The sequence below is a fragment of the Microbacterium sp. MDV22-iso44 genome (genome assembly GCF_058629135.1).
Genome location: NZ_JBZVWS010000005.1, coordinates 1 through 19728, shown reverse-complemented (window position 1 = coordinate 19728; position 19728 = coordinate 1). Strand labels below are relative to the sequence as shown.

The 19728-nt window shown below is 69.8% G+C and carries 18 protein-coding genes and 1 pseudogene; 12 read left to right on the top strand and 7 right to left on the bottom strand.

Annotated features, from left to right (window positions below):
- Nucleotides 1-23 precede the first annotated feature (23 nt).
- The 7 genes from AC4NN1_RS13745 (at nucleotide 24) to AC4NN1_RS13715 (ending at nucleotide 8728) form a co-directional block, all read left to right on the top strand.
- On the top strand, nucleotides 24-1268 hold the full coding sequence (locus AC4NN1_RS13745) for a sensor histidine kinase (RefSeq protein WP_491955629.1): 1245 nt from the start codon (nucleotides 24-26) through the stop codon (nucleotides 1266-1268).
- A 97-nt stretch (nucleotides 1269-1365) separates the two neighbouring features.
- A complete protein-coding gene (locus tag AC4NN1_RS13740) occupies nucleotides 1366-2424 on the top strand; it encodes a LacI family DNA-binding transcriptional regulator (RefSeq protein ID WP_491955628.1) in 1059 nt (352 codons plus the stop codon).
- 19 nt (nucleotides 2425-2443) lie between these two features.
- The gene (locus AC4NN1_RS13735) at nucleotides 2444-3730 is read left to right on the top strand and encodes an extracellular solute-binding protein (RefSeq protein ID WP_491955627.1); all 1287 of its coding nucleotides are present in this window, start codon (nucleotides 2444-2446) and stop codon (nucleotides 3728-3730) included.
- A gap of 1 nt (nucleotide 3731) precedes the next feature.
- Nucleotides 3732-4715 carry a carbohydrate ABC transporter permease gene (locus tag AC4NN1_RS13730; RefSeq protein WP_491955626.1) on the top strand — a complete coding sequence of 328 codons (984 nt, stop codon included), beginning with the start codon at nucleotides 3732-3734 and terminating at the stop codon, nucleotides 4713-4715.
- Nucleotides 4712-5551, top strand: coding sequence for a carbohydrate ABC transporter permease (locus AC4NN1_RS13725; protein WP_018185740.1), 840 nt, complete (start codon nucleotides 4712-4714; stop codon nucleotides 5549-5551). The genes AC4NN1_RS13730 and AC4NN1_RS13725 overlap by 4 nt, the downstream gene beginning before the upstream one ends.
- Before the next feature lie 2 nt (nucleotides 5552-5553).
- Nucleotides 5554-6621 (top strand): glycoside hydrolase family 130 protein, encoded by a 1068-nt coding sequence (locus tag AC4NN1_RS13720; protein ID WP_491955625.1) that lies wholly within the window; start codon nucleotides 5554-5556, stop codon nucleotides 6619-6621.
- Nucleotides 6622-6721: 100 nt separating this feature from the next.
- The gene (locus tag AC4NN1_RS13715) at nucleotides 6722-8728 is read left to right on the top strand and encodes a hypothetical protein (protein WP_491955624.1); all 2007 of its coding nucleotides are present in this window, start codon (nucleotides 6722-6724) and stop codon (nucleotides 8726-8728) included.
- Nucleotides 8729-8762: 34 nt separating this feature from the next.
- Here the strand turns inward: AC4NN1_RS13715 and AC4NN1_RS13710 are convergent, their stop codons facing one another.
- Nucleotides 8763-9857, bottom strand: a complete 1095-nt coding sequence (locus AC4NN1_RS13710; protein ID WP_020097795.1) for a DUF4192 family protein — start codon at nucleotides 9855-9857, stop codon at nucleotides 8763-8765.
- A gap of 129 nt (nucleotides 9858-9986) precedes the next feature.
- Between AC4NN1_RS13710 and AC4NN1_RS13705 the strand changes: the two genes are divergently transcribed.
- The 3 genes from AC4NN1_RS13705 (at nucleotide 9987) to AC4NN1_RS13695 (ending at nucleotide 12681) form a co-directional block, all read left to right on the top strand.
- A complete protein-coding gene (locus tag AC4NN1_RS13705; RefSeq protein WP_491955623.1) occupies nucleotides 9987-10187 on the top strand; it encodes a hypothetical protein in 201 nt (66 codons plus the stop codon).
- A gap of 27 nt (nucleotides 10188-10214) precedes the next feature.
- Nucleotides 10215-11684, top strand: a complete 1470-nt coding sequence (gene cls / locus AC4NN1_RS13700; RefSeq protein ID WP_491955622.1) for a cardiolipin synthase — start codon at nucleotides 10215-10217, stop codon at nucleotides 11682-11684.
- A gap of 91 nt (nucleotides 11685-11775) precedes the next feature.
- On the top strand, nucleotides 11776-12681 hold the full coding sequence (locus tag AC4NN1_RS13695; RefSeq protein ID WP_491955621.1) for an endonuclease domain-containing protein: 906 nt from the start codon (nucleotides 11776-11778) through the stop codon (nucleotides 12679-12681).
- Nucleotides 12682-13077: 396 nt separating this feature from the next.
- Here the strand turns inward: AC4NN1_RS13695 and AC4NN1_RS13690 are convergent, their stop codons facing one another.
- From AC4NN1_RS13690 to AC4NN1_RS13675, 4 genes are read right to left on the bottom strand one after another with little or no spacing between them, the layout of a single operon-like run.
- Nucleotides 13078-13308, bottom strand: coding sequence for a helix-turn-helix domain-containing protein (locus AC4NN1_RS13690; protein ID WP_018185733.1), 231 nt, complete (start codon nucleotides 13306-13308; stop codon nucleotides 13078-13080).
- The gene (locus AC4NN1_RS13685) at nucleotides 13305-13889 is read right to left on the bottom strand and encodes a hypothetical protein (RefSeq protein ID WP_491955620.1); all 585 of its coding nucleotides are present in this window, start codon (nucleotides 13887-13889) and stop codon (nucleotides 13305-13307) included. Before AC4NN1_RS13685 ends, AC4NN1_RS13690 begins: the two co-directional genes overlap by 4 nt.
- Nucleotides 13889-14656 carry a hypothetical protein gene (locus AC4NN1_RS13680; RefSeq protein ID WP_018185731.1) on the bottom strand — a complete coding sequence of 256 codons (768 nt, stop codon included), beginning with the start codon at nucleotides 14654-14656 and terminating at the stop codon, nucleotides 13889-13891. Before AC4NN1_RS13680 ends, AC4NN1_RS13685 begins: the two co-directional genes overlap by 1 nt.
- 1 nt (nucleotide 14657) lies before the next feature.
- Nucleotides 14658-15401 carry a hypothetical protein gene (locus AC4NN1_RS13675; protein ID WP_311868850.1) on the bottom strand — a complete coding sequence of 248 codons (744 nt, stop codon included), beginning with the start codon at nucleotides 15399-15401 and terminating at the stop codon, nucleotides 14658-14660.
- Between the two features lie 171 nt (nucleotides 15402-15572).
- Between AC4NN1_RS13675 and AC4NN1_RS13670 the strand changes: the two genes are divergently transcribed.
- Complete coding sequence (locus AC4NN1_RS13670) at nucleotides 15573-18098, top strand: ATP-dependent Clp protease ATP-binding subunit (protein WP_026302767.1); 2526 nt, start codon at nucleotides 15573-15575, stop codon at nucleotides 18096-18098.
- 54 nt (nucleotides 18099-18152) lie between these two features.
- On the opposite strand, the gene AC4NN1_RS13665 is transcribed toward AC4NN1_RS13670, so the two are convergent.
- Nucleotides 18153-18581 carry a GNAT family N-acetyltransferase gene (locus AC4NN1_RS13665; RefSeq protein WP_396661869.1) on the bottom strand — a complete coding sequence of 143 codons (429 nt, stop codon included), beginning with the start codon at nucleotides 18579-18581 and terminating at the stop codon, nucleotides 18153-18155.
- Nucleotides 18582-18709: 128 nt separating this feature from the next.
- On the opposite strand from AC4NN1_RS13665, the gene AC4NN1_RS13660 reads away from it, so the two are divergent.
- Entirely contained in the window at nucleotides 18710-19201 is a 492-nt protein-coding gene (locus tag AC4NN1_RS13660) for a GNAT family N-acetyltransferase (RefSeq protein WP_491955619.1), read from the top strand.
- 102 nt (nucleotides 19202-19303) lie between these two features.
- On the opposite strand, the pseudogene AC4NN1_RS13655 reads toward AC4NN1_RS13660, so the two are convergent.
- Nucleotides 19304-19728 (bottom strand): annotated as a pseudogene (locus AC4NN1_RS13655) (hypothetical protein); the annotation flags it as partial.

Sequence of the window (19728 nt, the reverse complement as noted above, 5' to 3'; positions counted from 1 at the left end):
ATGGGGAGAGAAAGAATGTTCCGATGGATCCCGTTCGCGAGTCAGCCGACAAATCTGTGGACGCACCTGTGCCGGGTGCTGCGCATCTGCAACTGACCCGCGGCATGCAAGGCGCGGGCGGAGCAGCCCGTGCCGTGCAGCGCGAGCTGTGGGACTACGTCCTCCCCCCGAAGGTCGCCCGCGCCATCCTGGCTCTGCTGCCCCTGCTCGCGGCGGTCGACGTCGTGTGGGCGCAGCTGACATCGGGGCCGTCGGTCTCGTGGCCGACGATCGCCGCCTCCGTGCTCACCAACGGCTCGATCATCGCGATGGCCTGGCGGCCCACGTGGGGAGCCATCGTCCTCGTGCTCGCCGGATTCGTCGCCGTCGTCGCGGGTCAGAGCGGTGAGTATCTGACCGCGGTCGCCATGAGCATCGGGGTCGTCTTCTACTGCTGCAGCGCCGTGTTCTCGACCGCGTACGGTGTCGCGGCCGTCGCCTGGGTGGCGGCGATCGCCACGGTGCCGCCGGGTCTCGACGTCGGCGGAGTCGTGGCCGTCTTCGTCGTCGGGCTCCTGTCGGCGACGGTCGGACGGGGCCTGCGTCGCGTCGTCCGCCGGAACGTCGTCCTCGCCTCGCAGGTCGACGCGCACGAGGCGCAGCTCGACGCGGCGCTGCTGGCGGAGCGCACCCGTATCGCCGACGAGCTCCACGACGTCATCGCGCACGAGATCTCCATCACCGTCATGCACGCCCGCGTCCTGGAGCGCACGGACGACCCCGAGATCCGCTCCAGCTCGCAGCGCGCGATCGTCGCGGCATCCGCTCAGGCGCTGACCGACACGCGTCGCGTGCTGCAGCTCATCCACGGCAGGACGGGGACGGACGGCGTGACGGATGCCGGTGCCCCCGGCATCCGCCGAGAGGTCGACTCCCTCGCCCAGAAGCTCCGCGACCTCGGGCACACGGTGCGGACGGAGGTCACCGGTGACGCGGCGCTCGCCGGCATCATCGAGACGACCCTCACCCGCGCCGCGCGGGAGGCGGTCACGAACATCGTGAAGCACGGCGCGCCGGCCATGACGATCGAGCTGTCGCTCGTGGTGACCCCGCACACCGTCGTGCTGTCGGTGATCAACGATCCGCATCGCCCCGTGTCGGGTCAGCGCCCCGGCCCCGCGTTCGGACTGGCCCGGCTTCGAGAGCGCGTCGAGGTGCTGAGCGGCACGTTCGCCGCAGGCCCTGACGAGGGTCGATGGCGCGTCCGCGTGGAGCTGCCCACGCGCTGATCAGCGTTTACGCCCGCGCCGACGCGCGTGTCAAGGTCTTGCTTTTTCGTCGCCTGAACCGGTTTAGTAGACCAGGTCCGCCACGAAGGAGTGACCGATGCCCCCCGAGACCCGCCCCACGATCGCGGATGTCGCGCGCGCGGCAGGCGTCAGCAAGGGCCTCGTCTCCTTCGCACTGAACGGTCGTCCCGGCGTCGCCGCCGAGACGCGGCAGCGCATCATGGACACCGCCGCCGAACTCGGCTGGACGCCGAGCCTGAGCGCCCGGTCCCTCAGCGTCGGGCGCGCCTTCGCCTGCGGACTGGTGATCGGGCGGAGCCCCGACGTCATCGCGGCCGACCCCTTCTTCCCCTCCTTCATCGCCGGGCTCGAAGACGAGTTCTCCGTCACCGGGCAGGCCCTCGTCCTCGCCGTCGCGAACCCGGGCCGTCAGGAGGAGGCCACCTACCGGGCGCTCGCCTCGGACCGGCGCGTGGACGGCGTCATCCTCACCGACATCCGCGTCGCGGACGCGCGCATCGCGCTCCTCGCCGAAGTCGGGATCCCCGCCGTCACCCTCGGCGTCCCCGACGTTGCCTCGCCGTTCGCCTCGGTCTCGACGGACGACGGAGCCGGCATCCGTCTCGCCGTCGAGCACCTCGCCGGCCTCGGCCACCGCCGCGTCGGGCACGTCGCAGGGCCCTCCGGCATGCTTCACGCCCAACGCCGCCGCGACGCCTTCCTCGATGCCGCGGATGCCGCCGGCCTCGACGTCGTCGTCGTGGAGACCGACTTCAGCGCCGCCGACGGCGCGCGCGCCACGGCATCCCTCCTCGACGAGGGGACCCCGCCGACAGCCATCATCTACGCGAACGACAGCATGGCGGTCGCCGGCATGGGGATCGCCCAACAGCGCGGGCTGAGCGTGCCCGACGACCTCTCGATCACCGGATTCGACGACACCGAGATCGGCCGCTGGGTGCACCCCGCTCTCACGAGCGTCGCGACCGACGCCCGCGGCTGGGGCGTGGCCGCCGCACGCACGCTGCTCGCCGCGATCGCCGGTGACGCGCCCACTCACCTCGACCTCCCCGATCCCACCCTCGCCGTCCGGGGTTCGACGGCACCTCCACGGGCGCGTGACGCGCGACCGACGACAGCAAGAGAGCACGAGTAACCGAACGAAGGAGCAGGACATGCAACGACGCATCCTCATCACGGCAGCCGGCGCAGCCGGTGTGCTGGCCCTCACCGCGTGCGGCGGCGGAGGCGGAGGTGGTGGCGGCGACCTCGAGAGCCGAGGCGACATCACCATCTGGTACTCCAACAACGAAGCCGAGATCGGCTGGGGCAAGAAGATGGTCGAGGCATGGAACGCCGACCACCCCGACGAGCAGGTCAAAGCGCAGGAGATCCCCGCCGGCGCCTCGAGCGAAGAGGTCATCGGGGCCGCGATCACCGCGGGCAACGCCCCGTGCCTCGTCTTCAACACCTCGCCCGCGGCGGTGCCGGGCTTCCAGCGCCAGGGGGGCCTCGTCGACCTGTCGACCTTCGAGGACGGCGACGACTACATCACGGCCCGCAGCGGCGACCTCGCCGACCAGTACCGCTCCGACGACGGCGATTTCTACCAGCTGCCGTGGAAGTCGAACCCGGTGATGATCTTCTACAACAAGGCCCTCTTCGAGAAGGCCGGGCTCGACCCCGAGAACCCGAAGCTGTCCACCTACGACGAGTTCCTCGAGACCGCGCGGACGCTCAAGGAGAAGGGCGTGTCCGAGTACGCGATCAACCCCGCCCCCACGAGCGAGTTCTTCCAGTCCTGGTTCGACTTCTACCCGCTCTACGCGGCGCAGACCGGCGGGACGCAGCTGCTCGAGGACGGCAAGGCGACGTTCGACGACGACAACGGCAAGGCCGTCGCCGACTTCTGGCGGACCCTCTACGAGGAGAAGCTCGCCGGCAACGAGCAGTACCAGGGCGACGCGTTCGCCGACGGGTACGCCGCCATGGCGATCGTGGGGCCGTGGGCGATCAGTGTGTACGGCGACTCGATCGAGTGGGGAGCCGTGCCGGTGCCGACGAAGGACGGCACCTCGGCGGGTGACACCTGGACGTTCAGCGACGCGAAGAACGTCGGCATGTTCACCGCGTGCAAGAGCAAGGGCACGGCCTGGGACGTCCTCAAGTTCGCCACCAGTGAGGAGCAGGACGGCGAGTGGCTGAAGGCCACCGGCCAGATGCCGCTGCGTCAGGACCTGACGGGTACCTATCCGGACTACTTCGCCGACAACCCCGCCTACGAGCAGTTCGGCGATCAGGCCGCGCGCACCGTCGAGGTGCCCAACGTCGTCGGATCGGTGGAGATCTGGCAGGCCTTCCGTGACGGCTACTCGAAGTCGGTCATCTTCGGTGAGACGCCGGTCGATCAGTTCCTCTCCGACACCGCGGCAGAGGTCGACAAGCTGGCGTCGGCGGGCTGAGATGACCGCCGTCGTCCCGGGTCGCGCCGGGTCCGATCCCGGCGCGACCCGCGGTGCCACCCCCGGGAAGGACGGGAAGGATGCCGCGCCTCGCCGCGGCATCCTCCACCGCCTCCTCGGCGCGCAGCCGCACGGGCTCCTCTTCTCGGCGCCCTACATCGTCTTCGTCCTGGTCGTCTTCGCCTACCCGGTGGTGTTCGCCGTCTGGATGTCGTTCCAGGACTACTTCTTCGCCGCCCCGGGGGCAGTGGTCGACCGGCCGTTCGTCGGCTTCGACAACTACGTCACGGCGCTCAGCGACCCCGAGGTCTGGCGGTCGTTCGGCAACGTCGGGATCTTCCTGATCATCAACGTGCCGCTGACGGTCGTGCTGTCGATCCTGCTGGCGACGGCGCTCGACCGCGTCACGAAGGCGCGGACCTTCTTCCGGGTGAGCTACTACGTGCCGTACGTAACGGCATCCGTCGCCGTCGTCGCGGTCTGGCTCTTCCTCTTCGCGCGCGGCGGACTCGTCAACAACGTGCTCGGACCGCTCGCGCCCGATCCGTCGTGGCTCGTGAACTCGTCGCTGGCGATGCCGACCATCGCGATCTTCGTGACGTGGAAGGGGCTCGGGTTCTACATCCTGCTCTACCTCGCCGCCCTCCAGAACGTGCCGCGCGAGCTGTACGAATCGGTGTCGATGGACGGCGGCGGGAAGATGCGGCAGTTTTTCTCGGTGACGGTGCCGAGCGTTCGGCCGGCGACGCTGCTCGTCGTCCTGCTCGCCACGATCACCGGGGCGAACCTCTTCACCGAGCCGTATCTGCTGACCGGTGGCGGCGGTCCCAACGGAGCCTCGACGTCGCCCGTGCTGCTCATGTACCAGCGCGGCATCGAGCAGCAGAACCCCGACGTCGCCGCCGCGATCGGCGTCGTGCTGATCGTGTTCGTCCTGGCCATCGCTGCCCTGCAGCGCAAGCTCGTGGGAGGTGAGGAGCGATGAAGCGCGCACTCGGGTCGAAGATCGCGATGTACACGGCGCTGTCGATCGGTGCGCTCGCGTTCCTGTTCCCGTTCTTCTACATGATCGTCGGCTCGTTGCAGACGAACGTCGATCCGACGCCGGCGGGGGCGTTCCCCAACCCGGCGAACCTGACGCTCGACAATTACGCCGCCATCAACGGGCGCATCGACCTGCTGCAGGGGCTCGCCAACTCGGGCATCTTCACCGGCGGGGTGATCCTCGGCACGGTCGTCTTCGGTGTCCTGGCCGGATACGCCCTCGCGATCCTCCGCTGGCGGGGGCGCGGGGCGACGTTCGCCCTCGCCCTCCTGGTGCAGGTCGTACCGTTCCAGCTGCTGATGATCCCGCTCTACGTCATGATCGCCCGGGATTACGGCCTGGCCGACAGCTACCTCGGCATGATCCTGCCGTTCTTCATCAACTCGACGGCGGTGGTGATCTTCCGGCAGTACTTCCTGCAGCTGCCCAAGGAGCTCTTCGACGCCGCGAGGATCGACGGCTCGAACGAGTTCCGTCTGCTGTGGAGCGTGGCGCTGCCCCTCGTGCGACCGGCGCTGCTGACGGTCGTGCTGCTGACCTTCATCGGGCCGTGGAACGAGTTCCTGTGGCCGTTCCTCATCACGAAGGATGCCGAGATGCAGCCGCTCGCGGTGTCTCTCGCGAACTTCATCTCGAACATCGCGGCATCCACCGCGAACCCGTTCGGGGCGATGATGGCCGGTGCCGTGGTGCTGGCCGGCCCCGCCGTCGTGCTGTTCCTCGTGTTCCAGCGCTACTTCACGTCCAACGACCTCGGATCCGGAGTGAAAGGTTGACCATGACCACCGAGACCCACGTGCCCTACCGACTCACCCGCATGGGGGTCGTGATGACCCCCGCCGCGGGCGATCCGAACGAGGTCGAGGGGGTGTTGAACCCCGGTTCCGGCCGCGGCCCCGACGGGGAGCTCTACCTGCTGCCGCGACTCGTGGCCGACGGCAACGTGTCGCGCGTGGGCCTGGCCCGCGTCGTCGTGGAGGACGGGGTGCCGACCCGCGTCGAACGCGAGGGCGTCGTCCTCGAACCCGACCGAGGGTGGGAGCGCGGGGTCGTCAACGCCGGCGTCGAGGACCCCCGGGTCACCTGGATCGAGACGCTCGGGCTGCACGTCATGACCTACGTCGCCTACGGGCCCCTCGGCCCGCGCACGGCGATCGCGGTGTCGAGCGACCTGCGCGAGTGGCGCCGACTCGGGCCGGCGCTGTTCCGGTACCAGGACGACCTCGACATGGACCTGAACCTGTTCCACAACAAGGACACGGTGTTCTTCCCCGAGCCGGTCACCGCGCCCGACGGGCGGGAGGCGCTCGCCGTCCTCCACCGCCCCATGTGGGACCTCGGCGAAACGAAGCCCGGCCAGGGCGTCCGCCTCCCGGCGGGCGTCGAGGACGAACGGCAGTCGATCTGGATCAGCTACATCCCCCTCGCCGACGTCCGCGACGACCTCGCGGCGCTGACCCTGTGGGAGCAGCACCGCTTCGTCGCCGGCCCGGAGTTCCCGTTCGAGGCGCTGAAGATCGGCGGGGGACCGCCGCCGCGCCGCATCCCGGAAGGCTGGCTCGTCCTGCACCACGGTGTGACGGGCGTGCTCGAGAGCGCCTTCGCGCAGCAGCAGAAGGTCAACTACGCCGCCGGGGCGCTCATCCTCGACGCCGACGACCCCTCGACGGTCGTCGCCCGCACTCCGGAGCCGCTGCTGGCACCGGAGACAGACGACGAGCGGAGCGGCATCGTGCCGAACGTTGTCTTCCCGACCGCGATCGAAGAGGTCGACGGTCGCCTGTTCGTGTTCTACGGCATGGCCGACTCGAAGATCGGCGTCGCCCTGCTCGAACGCACCGACTGATCGCGTGCCGAGTGCAGGTCCCCTCGGCCATCGGGCGCCCTGAAGCGCTCCGATCCGACTCTGGACCTGCACTCGGCACCGCAACGAAAGGAATCCCCCCGTGAACACCTCCGCACACCGTCGTGCGAGGACCGTCGGCCTCACCGCGCTCGCTGCGCTCGCCCTGACCGTCCCGCTCGGCGTCACCGCCGCTGCCGCGGCGCCCGCCGACCCTCCCGTCACGAACCTCGCGCACCTCGACTTCCTGCTCGACGAAGCGACGCCGCCCGCCGACGTCGACGGGCACAGCACCTACCGACAGGCCGAGGAGCCCGCGCTCGTCATGCCCTGGACCTATGCCGATGCCCGGGACGGTGGGACGTTCGAGCGGGTCGGCGGCGGACCCCTCGACCCCGAGACCGGCTACTGGGGCCAGGGGGCCTACAACGCCGACGACATCACCCGTGCCGCCGTGGTCTACATCCGCCACTGGGAGCTCACCGGCGACGACGACAGTCGCGACACCGCGTATGAACTGCTCCGCTCGGTCGCGTACTTCCAGACGAACGATGGTCCGGATGCCGGCAACGTCGTCCTCTGGATGCAGCCCGACGGCACCTTCAATCCCTCTCCCGAGCCCGTCGAGCTCCCCGACCCGTCCGACAGCGGGCCGAGCTATTGGCTCGCCCGCACCCTGTGGGCGCTCGGCGAGGGCTACGCCGCGTTCAAGGACGAGGACCCCGCCTTCGCCGCCTTCCTCGACGACCGCTTCGACCTCTCTCTCGGCGCGCTGAACCGCCAGGTCCTGTCCAGGTACGGCACCTGGACGGTCTCGGACGGCAAGCGCGTGCCGGCCTGGCTCATCACGAACGGGGCGGATGCCTCGGCTGAGGCCGTGCTCGGGTTGGCGGCGCGTGTCGCCGCGAGTGCCGACCGGGCCTCGGCGACGGCGCTCCGCCAGCTCGCGAAGGGCATCGCCGCCATGTCGGACGGGTCGACGCGGGAGTGGCCGTACCGAGCCGTGCTGCCGTGGGCGGAGTCTCCGGCGATCTGGCACGCGTGGGGCTCGCAGATGCCGGCGGCGCTGGCCGCGGCATCCGTCGTCCTGAAGGACCGTGCGCTCGCTCGTCCCGCCGTCGCGGATGCGACGAGCTTCACGACCACCCTGCTCACGGCGGGTGGACCCGACAACGGGTGGAACCCGAGCCCGGTCGACCGGGTGCAGATCGCCTATGGGGCCGACTCGCGGGTGCAGTCGCTCCTGGCGGTCGCCGACGCGACCGAATCGGAGGGGTTCGAGGACCTCGCGGCGATGCAGGCCGCCTGGTTCTTCGGCGCAAACCACGCCGGTCAGCGCATGTACGACCCGGCGACCGGCGTCACCTACGACGGTCTGCAGCCGGACGGCACCGTCAACCGCAACAGTGGTGCGGAGTCCACGATCCACGGGTTGCTCACCGCGCTCGCGCTCGACGCCCACCCGGACGTCCGGCGTCATGCCCTCTCGCTGACCGAGGTCGGCGACCGTGAGGGGCTCACGTGGGTCGAGGCGGAGGATGCCGCCCGCACGACGGGTGAGATCTCGACGCCGGAGTCGTGGACGGGCGAGTCGAGCTGGTCGGGCGACAAGCTGACGCTGTCGCGCGGTGAGACCGCGGTGTTCGACGTCGGTACGGCGGGCACGGATCGATGGATCGAGCCCGTGGTCTGGTCGGAGGTCGGCGAACGCACGTCGTCGACGTGGACGAGCGACCGCGGCCGACTGGGGAGCCTGCAGCTCACCGGTCCTCGGCAGGGGATCTCAGCGACACCGGGTGCGATGCATCCGCACACGCTGCAGAAGGCCCTGCCCGGTTCGCGTGACGAGCTGCGCGTCGTGTCGACGCGCGGCGAGGTGCAGCTCGACGGCATCCTCGTCCGGCCGTTCGTCTCCCGCCTCGTGCTCGAGGGCGACGGCGGTGCGCGCACCGAACTCGTGCACTCGGCGGCGCGCTCGCCGCAGAAGGTCAGGGTGGGCGCCGGCGACCTCGCGGTCTACGACGACCGCGGGCGCGAAGTGCGCGCCAAGAAGGACCGCACGGGCGTCCTCACCCTGCCCGCCGGCGGCTTCGCGATCGTCGAGCGGTGACGATCCGACCGGGCCGTGGGATGCCGCGGCCCGGTCATCGCCGGAAGGCCCAGTCGGGCAGGTGGGCGTGCGCCACGAACGATCGCACGATCTCGCCGAGTCCGTGCTCGCGTTCGAGGCGCAGCGCCGCCGCGGCGTGACGATCGGCGTGGGTCGAGCGTCCGAGCGCCCAGGCGAGCCATGCGGCAGTCGCCAGCGGACCCGCCCGGTGGGCCTCGGGCGTGCGGGCGGCCACGTGCCGCACCAGCTCGAGCGCCGCCTCGAGCCGGGTCGGGTCGGGCCGTTGGCTCTCGCCCCACATGACCGACGCCAGGTCGGCGGGGTACTCCTCGCCGTCCTCCCACCGGCGTTGCGCGTCGAGGGCGGCATCCCCTCCGGCCCGGTCGGTCGCCCACTGCACGATCCCGACGTCCCGGAGCGACGGACGTGCGAGGCACCACGCGAGCACGGCCGTCCGCATCGGGTCGAGGTGCGCGGCATCCCACGTCAGGCAGGTCTCGAACAGGGCGGGCAGGTCGTCGAGCGCGCAGCCCGCCTCGAGCGCCGCCGGATCGATGCGCGTCGGGGCATCCGCCAGGGCCGGGATGCCGCACAGCACGGCCAGCGCCGACTCGAGCGACTGCAGGGCGGCGGCGACGTCCGCGATGACGACGGGGTCCGCGGTCGGCAATGCGGCGCCGTCGTGCTGGTCGTGATCCAGGCGGGGCAGGTGACGCTCGAGTTCTGCGAGCGCGCGGCCGCCGCGGGGCAGCCGCTCGTCATAGTGCGAGCCCCAGCCGTCGCTCGCGACGGTGAGCGCGTCGACGATCCCGAGTCCGCAGGTCGCCGCCGCCCGTTCGAGCGCCTCGGCCAGGTCGCCGTGGGGGAGTCGGCGACGAGCGGATGCCGCCGTGTAGACGACCGCGGTGAAACCATCGGCATCCGACACCCGGCAGATCATGCCGACGACGGTCGACGCGACGGGATCGAGCGGAGCGCCCCGGGGTGGCAGGTCGATGCGCAGGGCGCCGAGACTGCGCCCGCGGGTCATCGGGACGACGACGAGGCTCTCGGTGGGGGTGAACCCGAGCAGGCGGGGGACGAGGGCGAGGAAGTGCGCGGAATCCGCGGCGGTGACGATGGTCGACATGGCCCCACGGTCGTTGAGCGGGACCCCTCGCGGACGCGAGGATGCGAGGCTGTGGACGATCCGCCGAGGATGCCCGCGGTTAGGGGAGCTCCGCGCCGTCCGGCCGCACCGGCACATTACGATGGAGACATGGATGAGGTCTGGAGCGCGGTCATCTGGGGACTGATCCCCACGATCGTGGTGGCCGGGCTCTTCGCCTTCGTGATCCGCAGCATCCTTCGCATGGACCGCACCGAGCGAAAGCTCTTCGCGCAGGTCGAGGCGGAGGAGCGGAGCAAGCGAGGTCTTCCTCCCCGCGACGAAACCGCCGATCGATCCGCGAAACGATAGGCTGACCCCACACTCTCTGGGGGCCTCGTGATCAGCATCAGCGTCGACTGGACGTGGACGTGGTGGATCGTCCTCGTCCTCACGTTCGACATCTCGGTGCGCGCCATCGCGGTCTTCATCATCCCGCGCAACCGCCGCCCGACCGCAGCGATGGCCTGGCTGCTGGCGATCTACTTCATCCCGGTCTTCGGCATCCTCCTCTTCCTCCTCATCGGCAATCCGCGTCTTCCGCGCAAGCGCCGCAAGGAGCAAGAGTCGATCAACGACGCGTTCCGTGCTGCGAGCGAGGGTCTCGACTTCGGGACCCTCCGCCCCGACGCCCCCGAGTGGTTCACGCAGCTTGTCGGCCTGAACCGCAAGCTCGGCGCTCTTCCCATGGCCGGGGACAACGGGGCGCAGATCATCTCGGACTACCAGGGCAGCCTCGACACGATGGCGTCCGAGATCGACCGCGCCCAGCGCTACGTGCACGTCGAGTTCTACATCCTGCAGTCCGACGGCGCCACCGACGGCTTCTTCGCCGCGCTCGAGCGCGCGGCCGCCCGCGGGGTGAGGGTTCGAGTGCTGCTCGACCACTGGGCGAACCGCTGGAAGCCGAACTATCACGCGACGCTTGCGCGCCTCGAACGGATGGGTGCGGAGTGGCACCTGATGCTCCCGGTGCAGCCGCTGAAGGGCAAGTACCAGCGGCCCGACCTGCGCAACCACCGCAAGCTGCTCGTGATCGACGGCGTCGTGGGCTTCGTCGGATCGCAGAACGTCACCGACCGCAGCTACAACCTGAAGACGAACCTCCGCCGCGGGCTGCAGTGGGTTGACCTGATGGTCCGCGTCGACGGGCCGGTCGTGGCATCCCTCTCGGCCGTGTTCCTCTCGGATTGGTACGGCGAGACCGGCGAGGTGTTCGCGGTCGAATCCGACTTCCTGATGGATGCCGGGACCGGCGACCTCGACTGCCAGATCGTCCCGAGCGGGCCGGGGTTCGAATACGAGAACAACCTGAAGCTGTTCCTGAGCCTCATCTTCGGCGCGAAGAAGAAGATCGTCATGGTCAGCCCGTACTTCGTGCCCGACGAGGGACTGCTCCTCGCGATCCAGACCGCCTGCCACCGCGGCGTCGAGGTCGAGCTGTTCGTGTCCGAAGAGGGCGATCAGGCGATGGTCTACCACGCGCAGCGCAGCTACTACGAGCAGCTGCTCGCGACCGGTGTGAAGATCTGGATGTACAAGCGGCCCTACATCCTGCACTCCAAGTCGATGTCGATCGACGACGAGGTCGCCGTGGTCGGGTCGAGCAACATGGACATGCGCTCGTTCGGCCTCAACCTCGAGGTGACGATGCTCGTCCGAGGGGCGGAGTTCGTCGAGCAGCTCCGCACGGTCGAGGACCAGTACCGCGGCATGTCGCGCGAGCTGACGATCGCTGAATGGGAGAAGCGGCCTATGCGATCGGTCGTGCTCGACAACCTCGCCCGTCTGACGTCGGCGCTGCAGTAGGGGTTCCTCCCCGGCGGGCGAATTTCCGCCGTTGCGCACACAGGGCGGGGCGTGGCATCCGTTCGCCTTTCGCATCAGCGACCGTGACGGGATGCGCGCGCGATCCCTCCCCGACGGGCTCGGGGAGCCGTTCTCGGTCGCGCAGGCGCGCGCGGCGGGAGTGAACCGGTCGCGACTGCGGGCCGCGGACCTGACACGTCCGTTCCGCGGCGTACGGTCGACGGCTGTTCCCGACGGCGACCTTGCGCAGATGGTCGCGGCCTACGCCTGCGCGATGAGCCCGCACGTCTTCTTCAGTCACGTGACGGCCGCGGAATTGTGGGGGATGCCGCTTCCCTCCTCCGCGGGTGGGCCGCTGCACGTCTCCGTGCGCGCGCCGCATCGCGCGCCAGCCGGGGCCGGTGTGGTGGGACACGCGGTGCACCCGTCGATGGTGGGGGTGGTGCGGCATCCGCTGTTCGGGGTGCCGGTGACGTCGCCCGCGACGACCTGGGCGATGCTCGGGGGTGCGCTCGGGAACGTGCGCGATCTGGTCGCGACCGCGGATGCCGCTGTGCGCGAGCCGATGCACCCGGCCGATCCGCCGCCGCTCACGACGCGGACGCAGCTCGAGCGGGCGGTGGCGGCTGGCCGTCGTGTCGGCGCCGCGCGTCTGCGCGAGGCGTTGCCGCGGGTCTCGGTGCGGTCGAGGTCGCGGCCCGAGACGTGGCTGCGCCTGATCGTGGTGGACGCCGGTTTCCCGCCTCCGGCCGTGAACCATGACGTCGTCGCTCGGGGGATGTGGTTGGCGCAGGTGGATCTCGCGTACCCGGCTCGGCGCGTGGCGCTCGAGTACGAGGGCGAGCATCATCTGACCGATCCGGCGCAGTGGGCCGCCGACCTCGCGCGCTACGACCGACTGGTCGAGGCCGGGTGGCGGGTGCTGCGGGTGACGAAGGGCGACGTGTTCGGAGACCCGCGTGACCTGCTCGCGCGACTGGGGCGGGCTCTGGCCTGAGGTGTGCGGCTGGGTGCGCGGCGGTGCGTGGTCGGTCGCGCGGCGCGGGCGTTCGGTCGCGCCGAATGGCGGGTGCGCGGGCGCGAAGGTCACCGTTCGGCGCGACTGAATCGCGAGGCGTGTGTTCAGTCGCGCCGAATGGCGGGTGCGCGAGCCTCGAGGTCGCCATATGGCGCGAGTGAATGTGCGGGTTGCCCGGGCATGCGAGATGCGGGTGCGGGTGTGCTCGCCCGAGCTCAGTCGCGCCGTATGGCGGGTAGACGGGTGCGGAGGTCGCGACATGGCGCGAGTGAATCCCGGGGCGTGCGTTCAGTCGCGCCGTATGGCGGGTACACGGACGCGGAGGTCGCCATTCGGCGCGACCGAACGCGCAACGCCACACGACGCGCGGCGGGCTCAGTCCGCGCGCACGAGCAGCTCGCCGACCTCGCAGTCGAGGGCGCGGCAGATGGCCGACAGGGTCGAGTACCGGATCGCGCGGGCGCGGTCGTTCTTGAGGATCGACAGGTTCACAACCGAGACCCCGACGATCTCGGAGAGGCGCGTCAGCGTCATCCCGCGTTCGGCGAGCAGTTCGTCGAGTCGACAGTGGATGCCGGTGAGCTCGTCCTCCTCGGTCGGACTCACACGAGCCCCTCGGTGTCGCGCTGCAGTCGCTCGCCCTGCGCGAAGGCGCTCGCCAGCACGGCCGCGGCGACGGCGACCAGCAGGATCGGCAGCAGGGGCAGCAGATCGAGCATCGACAGCGTCTCGAACCGGATGCCGAGGGATTGCATCGCGTGCTGTCGCCCCATCCCGTCGACGATCGGCCACGCGAACACGGCCGCCGTCAGCGTTCCGGCGATCACCGCAAGCGCGCGGGTGGCGCCCCCGGCGAACACGCGTCCCCGGCGCACGGCGAGAGCGACGCGCATGAGCGCTGCGGCCACGACCACGCTCGCGACGGCGACGAGCAGGACCGCCGCGATCATCCAGGAACGGCCGCCGACGCCGAGATCGGGCGCCCGGACGCTCACGGTATCCACCGTCGTCCCCACCGAGAGTCCCAGTGCAGCGGATGCCGCATCCGCCCCGACCGTCACGGCAGGGCCCTCGGGGCTCAGGATCTCGGTGATGCGGAACACAGCGACGGCCAATGCCGCGAGGGAGGCGGCGACGCCGTAGACGACGAGGTCCAACGCGCCCGTGGTCCGGGTCCCGGCGGCCATCAGACGAGCCCCGTCACGTCCCGCTGGAGGCGGGAGCCGTAGCGGAAGAACGCAGCCAGAGCAGCGAGGCCGAGGCCTGCCGCGATGGGCCAGAACGGGAAGGTGATGAGGAGGTTGGCCTGCGGAACCCAGGCGGCGAAAGGGTCTTCGATCCCGGGAATGTCTTTCCAGGATCTGCCCGTCACCTCGAATACCTGCGACGACGCCACGCTTCCCGCGATGTCTCCGAACACCTGCGCAAGAGTGCCGCCGGCAGTGACGCACACGGCCGACACCGACGCCATCCGCGCAACCACCGGAGCGAATCCGCGGCCGGACAGGAGGTGGGAGCACGCAACGGCGACAAGAGCGGCAATCGACGCGGGCACCAGCCAGGCAGCGACCTGACTGATCGCCCAGGTGATCCGTGCGGCAGGGTTCAGACCCGCCACGTCGAGCGTCACGGAATCGAAGCCGCCGCTCACGCGCGTGGCCTCCGTCGGCTCGGCGCGGACCTGGCTGGGCAGTTCTGGCCAGAAGCTTTGAATCGGCATGGTGATCGACACTGTCGGCGAGAGGAGGATGAACAGGAGCGTGACGAGTGCGCCGACGGCCGACACTCCGGCCCACACGACAGCCACGATCTGGGTGACGCGCACCAAGGACGTCGGGTCCTTCTGTTCGCGTCGACGCTCACCCGCAGCAAGGACGAACGCGAGGATCATCGCCGCGATCAGGATCACGACGAGCATCGCGGCCATGCCGATCATCCAGGTGAATCCGCCCACGTCACACCAACCCTTCGGTCTCGCGCTGCAACCTCGCGCCCTGCTGGAAGATCACGCTCAACGCCCCGAGCCCCAGCGCCACACCGAGAGGCCATACCGGTGGGTTCAGGCTGAACGCCCTCGGCGCCGTCACAGGGGAGTCGGCGATCGGCTCCGCCAGGACGGATTGTGCAACCAGGAACGAGCCGACGTCATTGAGGAGAGACCCGAGCGTGCCGGCCACGAGCACGACGATCGCGCTGACGAGCAGCCACCGCGCGGAGCGAGCGGCGAACGGCGCTCGTGTCAGGGCGCGCTGGCCGAGGACGGCGATGACTACTCCTGGGACCGCCGCGACGAGCAGAGAGAGGACGCTCCCGAAGCCGAGCAGCGCACGCAGTCCGCCGTCGAGGCCACTGACCGTGGCGCTCGCCGAATCGGCGACCGCGCAGTGCAGCACAGCGCCCTCACCTGTGATCCCGCCGCCGCGCGACTGGCACGGGAGCTCGGTCGGCCACCTGAGCGAGACAGGCATCTCAGTCAGGTCGTATGGGCCGCCGGACACCCAGCGGATGATCGTCACGACGATCCCGAGCACCACGATCGCCACCCACACGCGGGCCATTGCAGCGATCACGTCGAGCAGGACCGACGGAGACTTCCGGCGCCGCGCATCCCACACCATCAGCCCGACGATCGCCGCGACGATCGCGAGCCCGATGGTGCCCCACAACAGCACGCTCGGCATGTCCGTCCCAGAAACCATTCCCGCCCCCATAACGACATTCGTTGTTATCGACAAACGTTATGCCCACGGATGCCGCGGCCGCAAGCCCCGGCATCCCGTATGCCCACGGCGAACACGGGCATACCGGCATCCCGCCGTCGTTAGCCTCTACGTAAGACGCCGCCAGTGCGTCGAGTGGAGGTGGAGACGATGTTCGAGAGATTCACAGACCGTGCACGTCGTGTGGTGGTGCTCGCCCAAGAAGAGGCGAAGATGCTGAACCACAACTACATCGGCACGGAGCACATCCTCCTCGGCCTGATCCACGAGGGTGAAGGCGTCGCCGCCAAGGCCCTCGAGAGCCTGGGCATCTCGCTCGACGCCGTGCGCGAGCAGGTCCAGGACATCATCGGGCAGGGGCAGCAGCAGCCTACGGGTCACATCCCGTTCACGCCGCGTGCCAAGAAGGTGCTCGAGCTGTCGCTGCGCGAAGCGCTGCAGCTGGGCCACAACTACATCGGCACCGAGCACATCCTGCTCGGGCTCATCCGCGAGGGTGAGGGCGTCGCCGCGCAGGTTCTCGTCAAGCTCGGCGCCGACCTGAACAAGGTGCGCCAGCAGGTCATCCAGCTGCTCAGCGGCTACCAGGGCAAGGAGCCCGCGGGCGTCGCTTCCGGCGCCGGCGAGCAGGCCCAGGCCACGGCGCAGGGCGGCTCCGCCGTCCTCGACCAGTTCGGCCGCAACCTTACGCAGGCAGCGCGCGACAACAAGCTCGACCCCGTCATCGGGCGCGAGAAGGAGATCGAGCGCGTGATGCAGATCCTGTCGCGCCGCTCGAAGAACAACCCCGTCCTCATCGGTGAGCCCGGTGTCGGCAAGACCGCCGTCGTCGAGGGCCTCGCTCAGGCGATCGTCAAGGGCGAAGTTCCCGAGACGCTCAAGGACAAGCAGGTCTACTCGCTCGACCTCGGTTCGCTGATCGCCGGTTCCCGCTACCGCGGTGACTTCGAGGAGCGCCTCAAGAAGGTCACCAAGGAGATCCGCACGCGCGGCGACATCATCGTCTTCATCGACGAGATCCACACCCTCGTGGGTGCGGGTGCCGCCGAGGGCGCGATCGACGCCGCCAGCATCCTGAAGCCGCTGCTCGCCCGCGGTGAGCTGCAGACGATCGGTGCGACGACGCTCGACGAGTACCGCAAGCACTTCGAGAAGGATGCCGCGTTGGAGCGCCGTTTCCAGCCGATCCAGGTGGCGGAGCCGAGCCTTCCCCACGCGATCAACATCCTGAAGGGCCTGCGCGACCGCTACGAGGCTCACCACAAGGTGCAGATCACCGACGGCGCCATCGTCGCCGCGGCGAACCTCTCCGACCGGTACGTCTCGGACCGCTTCCTGCCCGACAAGGCCATCGACCTGATCGACGAGGCCGGCGCACGCCTGCGTCTGTCGATCCTGTCCAGCCCGCCGGAGCTGCGCGAATTCGACGAGAAGATCGCCAAGGTCCGCGAGGACAAGGAAGCCGCCAGCGAGGAGCAGGACTTCGAGAAGGCAGCCTCCCTGCGCGACGAGGAGAAGTCGCTCCTGGCCGAGCGTCTGCGCCTCGAGAAGCAGTGGCGCTCGGGTGACGTCGCGTCGCACGCGGTCGTCGACGAGGGTCTGATCGCCGAGGTGCTGGCGCAGGCCACCGGCATCCCCGTCTTCAAGCTCACCGAAGAGGAGACCAGCCGTCTCGTCTTCATGGAGAAGGCCCTGCACCAGCGCGTCATCGGTCAGGAGGAGGCCATCGCGGCCCTCTCCCGCACGATCCGTCGCCAGCGTGCCGGACTCAAGGACCCGAACCGCCCCTCGGGCTCGTTCATCTTCGCCGGCCCCACGGGCGTCGGTAAGACTGAGCTCGCCAAGGCGCTCGCCGAGTTCCTCTTCGACGACGAGGGCGCGCTGATCTCCCTCGACATGTCGGAGTTCGGCGAGAAGCACACGGTCTCCAGGCTGTTCGGTGCCCCTCCCGGGTTCGTCGGCTTCGAAGAGGGCGGCCAGCTCACCGAGAAGGTGCGCCGCAAGCCGTTCTCCGTGGTCCTCTTCGACGAGATCGAGAAGGCACACCCCGACATCTTCAACTCGCTGCTGCAGATCCTCGAAGAGGGTCGACTGACCGATGGTCAGGGCCGCGTGGTCGACTTCAAGAACACCGTGATCATCATGACGACGAACCTCGGTTCGTCGGCGATCGCCGGTGGTCCGGTCGGCTTCCAGGTCGAGGGCAACTCGCAGACGACCTACGAGCGGATGAAGGGCAAGGTCGACGAGGAGCTGAAGCGTCACTTCAAGCCCGAGTTCCTCAACCGTGTCGACGACGTCATCGTCTTCCCGCAGCTCAACAAGGCCGAGCTGCGCCAGATCGTGACGCTGTTCACGAAGCGCCTCAGCGAGCGTCTGCTCGACCGTGACATGACGGTGGAGCTGACGGATGCCGCCAAGGACCGCCTCATCGAGATCGGGTTCGACCCGACCCTCGGTGCCCGGCCCCTGCGCCGCGCCATGCAGCGCGAGGTCGAGGACCAGCTCTCCGAGCGCATCCTCCGTGGCGAGCTGAACGCCGGCGACCACGTCGCGGTAGACGTCCAGAACAACGCCTTCGTCTTCGCGACGACCCGCCAGGAAGGCCGCGAAGCGGTCGGTGTGGGCGCCGCGGGCGAGATCACCGCGAGCCCGGACATCATCGCCGGGTCGTAAGCGACACGAACGACAGGGGTCGGATGCCGAGAGGCATCCGACCCCTGTCGTCGTTCAGGCGCGGCGCACGAGAAAGACGTCGACCTCGTCCTCGGTCTCGAGTGCGAAGCTGTGGCGCTCGTACAGTCGCCGGGCAGGGCTGCCCTGCAGCACGTTCAGGCGCCAGGGGAGCGGGTGATTCTCGGCGAGCGTCGCCCGCAGGACCTCGGTGCCGATGCCGGCGCCGTGGACGTGCTCGGCGAGGTAGAAGTGCTCGAGCCAGGTGCCGTCGGCTGCGGGCCGGACGGCGATCGATCCGGCATCCGCTCCGTCGACGGCGATGACGCGGGTGAGAGTCGGATCGAAGGCGTCGAGGAACCGCTGCCGCACGCGGGTCTCGTCGTAACGGCCGAGGCGCTCGAGGTCCGGCCGCAGGACCACCGCGCGCAGCTCGGCGATCCAGGTCGCGTCGTCGGGCGTCGAGGGGCGGAGGGTCCAGCGCATCCGTCCATTCAACCGCGGGCGTGCGTCAGCGGATGCAACGGATGCCGGGCGACACCCGGCATCCGCGTCACCGTCGTCCGGGTGTCGCGTCGGATCCGTTGCAGCCGCGAGCGGGAGAAGATGGGAGGGTGCGCGCATCCGTCACCGTCCGCCCGGCAGGTCTCGACGCGCCCGACCTCGCCGCGGTCGCCTCGATGCTGGCCGATTATCATGCACAGACCGAGCGGGAGAAGGTCGAGCACGGGCTCGCCGAGCCCGGACCTCTGCCCGAGCGTTACGCGGTCGAGGTGCGCGATCCCGCGGCCTCCTTCGCCGGCGGCGAGGTGCTCGTCGCCGAGCGCGACGGAGCGGCCATGGGGATGGCAGTGATGCACCGCTCGGGGAGCGACGTCGAACTCAAGCGTCTGTGGGTCGCCCCTGCGGGGCGTCGGTCCGGTGCGGGGTCGGCCTTGCTGGCGGATGCCGCGGATCGCGCACGCGCCCTCGGTGCGACGGGGCTGCGCCTCTCGGTGTGGGACTGGCGAGCGAACGCCCTCGCGCTCTACGCGCGGCAGGGCTTCGTCGCCGCGCCGTCTTGGGAGTCGCGCGCACAGCTCGTGTGCCTGCGCCTTCCCCTCTGAGCCGCCGTCAGCGGATGCAATGGATGCCGGGCGACACCCGGCATCCGCGTGACGGTCATCGGGGTGTCGCGTCGGATCTGTTGCATCCTCGAGCGGGCCGGGTCAGGTGAAGCCGCCGGGTGCCAGCAGTGCGACGCACGGGCCGAGGACGAGGATCCAGGCGGCGGCCGTGACGATCAGGATGCCGGTGCCGATGGGTCGCGTCCGTGCGGAGAACATCAGCGCGATGCCGACGACGGCGATGATCACGAACGGGATGAGGAAACCGACAAGTCCCGTGGAGATCAGCGCGATCGCGAGCAGCCCGCCGAGGACGTAGGCGCCGCATCCGATGCCGGTGCCGATCCCCACACCGGCGCCGAAGCTCCGGGGTCGTGGTCCCGCGGCCTGCGCATAGCCCGTTGGTTCCGGCGAGATCCCGGGGTACGGCGGGGTCGGGTACGGCGGCCCGGCCTGCGGCGGGGTCGGGTGCGGCGGCCCGGCCTGCGGCGGGGTCGGGTGCGGCGGACCGGCGGGCGGCTGTCCGG

Bases quoted from the DNA above. Each gene is read 5' to 3' on its own strand.
- AC4NN1_RS13745 (WP_491955629.1), top strand. From the start codon at position 24: ATGGATCCCGTTCGCGAGTCAGCCGACAAATCTGTGGACGCACCTGTG.
- AC4NN1_RS13740 (WP_491955628.1), top strand. From the start codon at position 1,366: ATGCCCCCCGAGACCCGCCCCACGATCGCGGATGTCGCGCGCGCGGCA.
- AC4NN1_RS13735 (WP_491955627.1), top strand. From the start codon at position 2,444: ATGCAACGACGCATCCTCATCACGGCAGCCGGCGCAGCCGGTGTGCTG.
- AC4NN1_RS13730 (WP_491955626.1), top strand. From the start codon at position 3,732: ATGACCGCCGTCGTCCCGGGTCGCGCCGGGTCCGATCCCGGCGCGACC.
- AC4NN1_RS13725 (WP_018185740.1), top strand. From the start codon at position 4,712: ATGAAGCGCGCACTCGGGTCGAAGATCGCGATGTACACGGCGCTGTCG.
- AC4NN1_RS13720 (WP_491955625.1), top strand. From the start codon at position 5,554: ATGACCACCGAGACCCACGTGCCCTACCGACTCACCCGCATGGGGGTC.
- AC4NN1_RS13710 (WP_020097795.1), bottom strand. From the start codon at position 9,857: ATGTCGACCATCGTCACCGCCGCGGATTCCGCGCACTTCCTCGCCCTC.
- AC4NN1_RS13705 (WP_491955623.1), top strand. From the start codon at position 9,987: ATGGATGAGGTCTGGAGCGCGGTCATCTGGGGACTGATCCCCACGATC.
- AC4NN1_RS13695 (WP_491955621.1), top strand. From the start codon at position 11,776: ATGCGCGCGCGATCCCTCCCCGACGGGCTCGGGGAGCCGTTCTCGGTC.
- AC4NN1_RS13685 (WP_491955620.1), bottom strand. From the start codon at position 13,889: ATGGCCGCCGGGACCCGGACCACGGGCGCGTTGGACCTCGTCGTCTAC.
- AC4NN1_RS13675 (WP_311868850.1), bottom strand. From the start codon at position 15,401: ATGGTTTCTGGGACGGACATGCCGAGCGTGCTGTTGTGGGGCACCATC.
- AC4NN1_RS13670 (WP_026302767.1), top strand. From the start codon at position 15,573: ATGTTCGAGAGATTCACAGACCGTGCACGTCGTGTGGTGGTGCTCGCC.
- AC4NN1_RS13665 (WP_396661869.1), bottom strand. From the start codon at position 18,581: ATGCGCTGGACCCTCCGCCCCTCGACGCCCGACGACGCGACCTGGATC.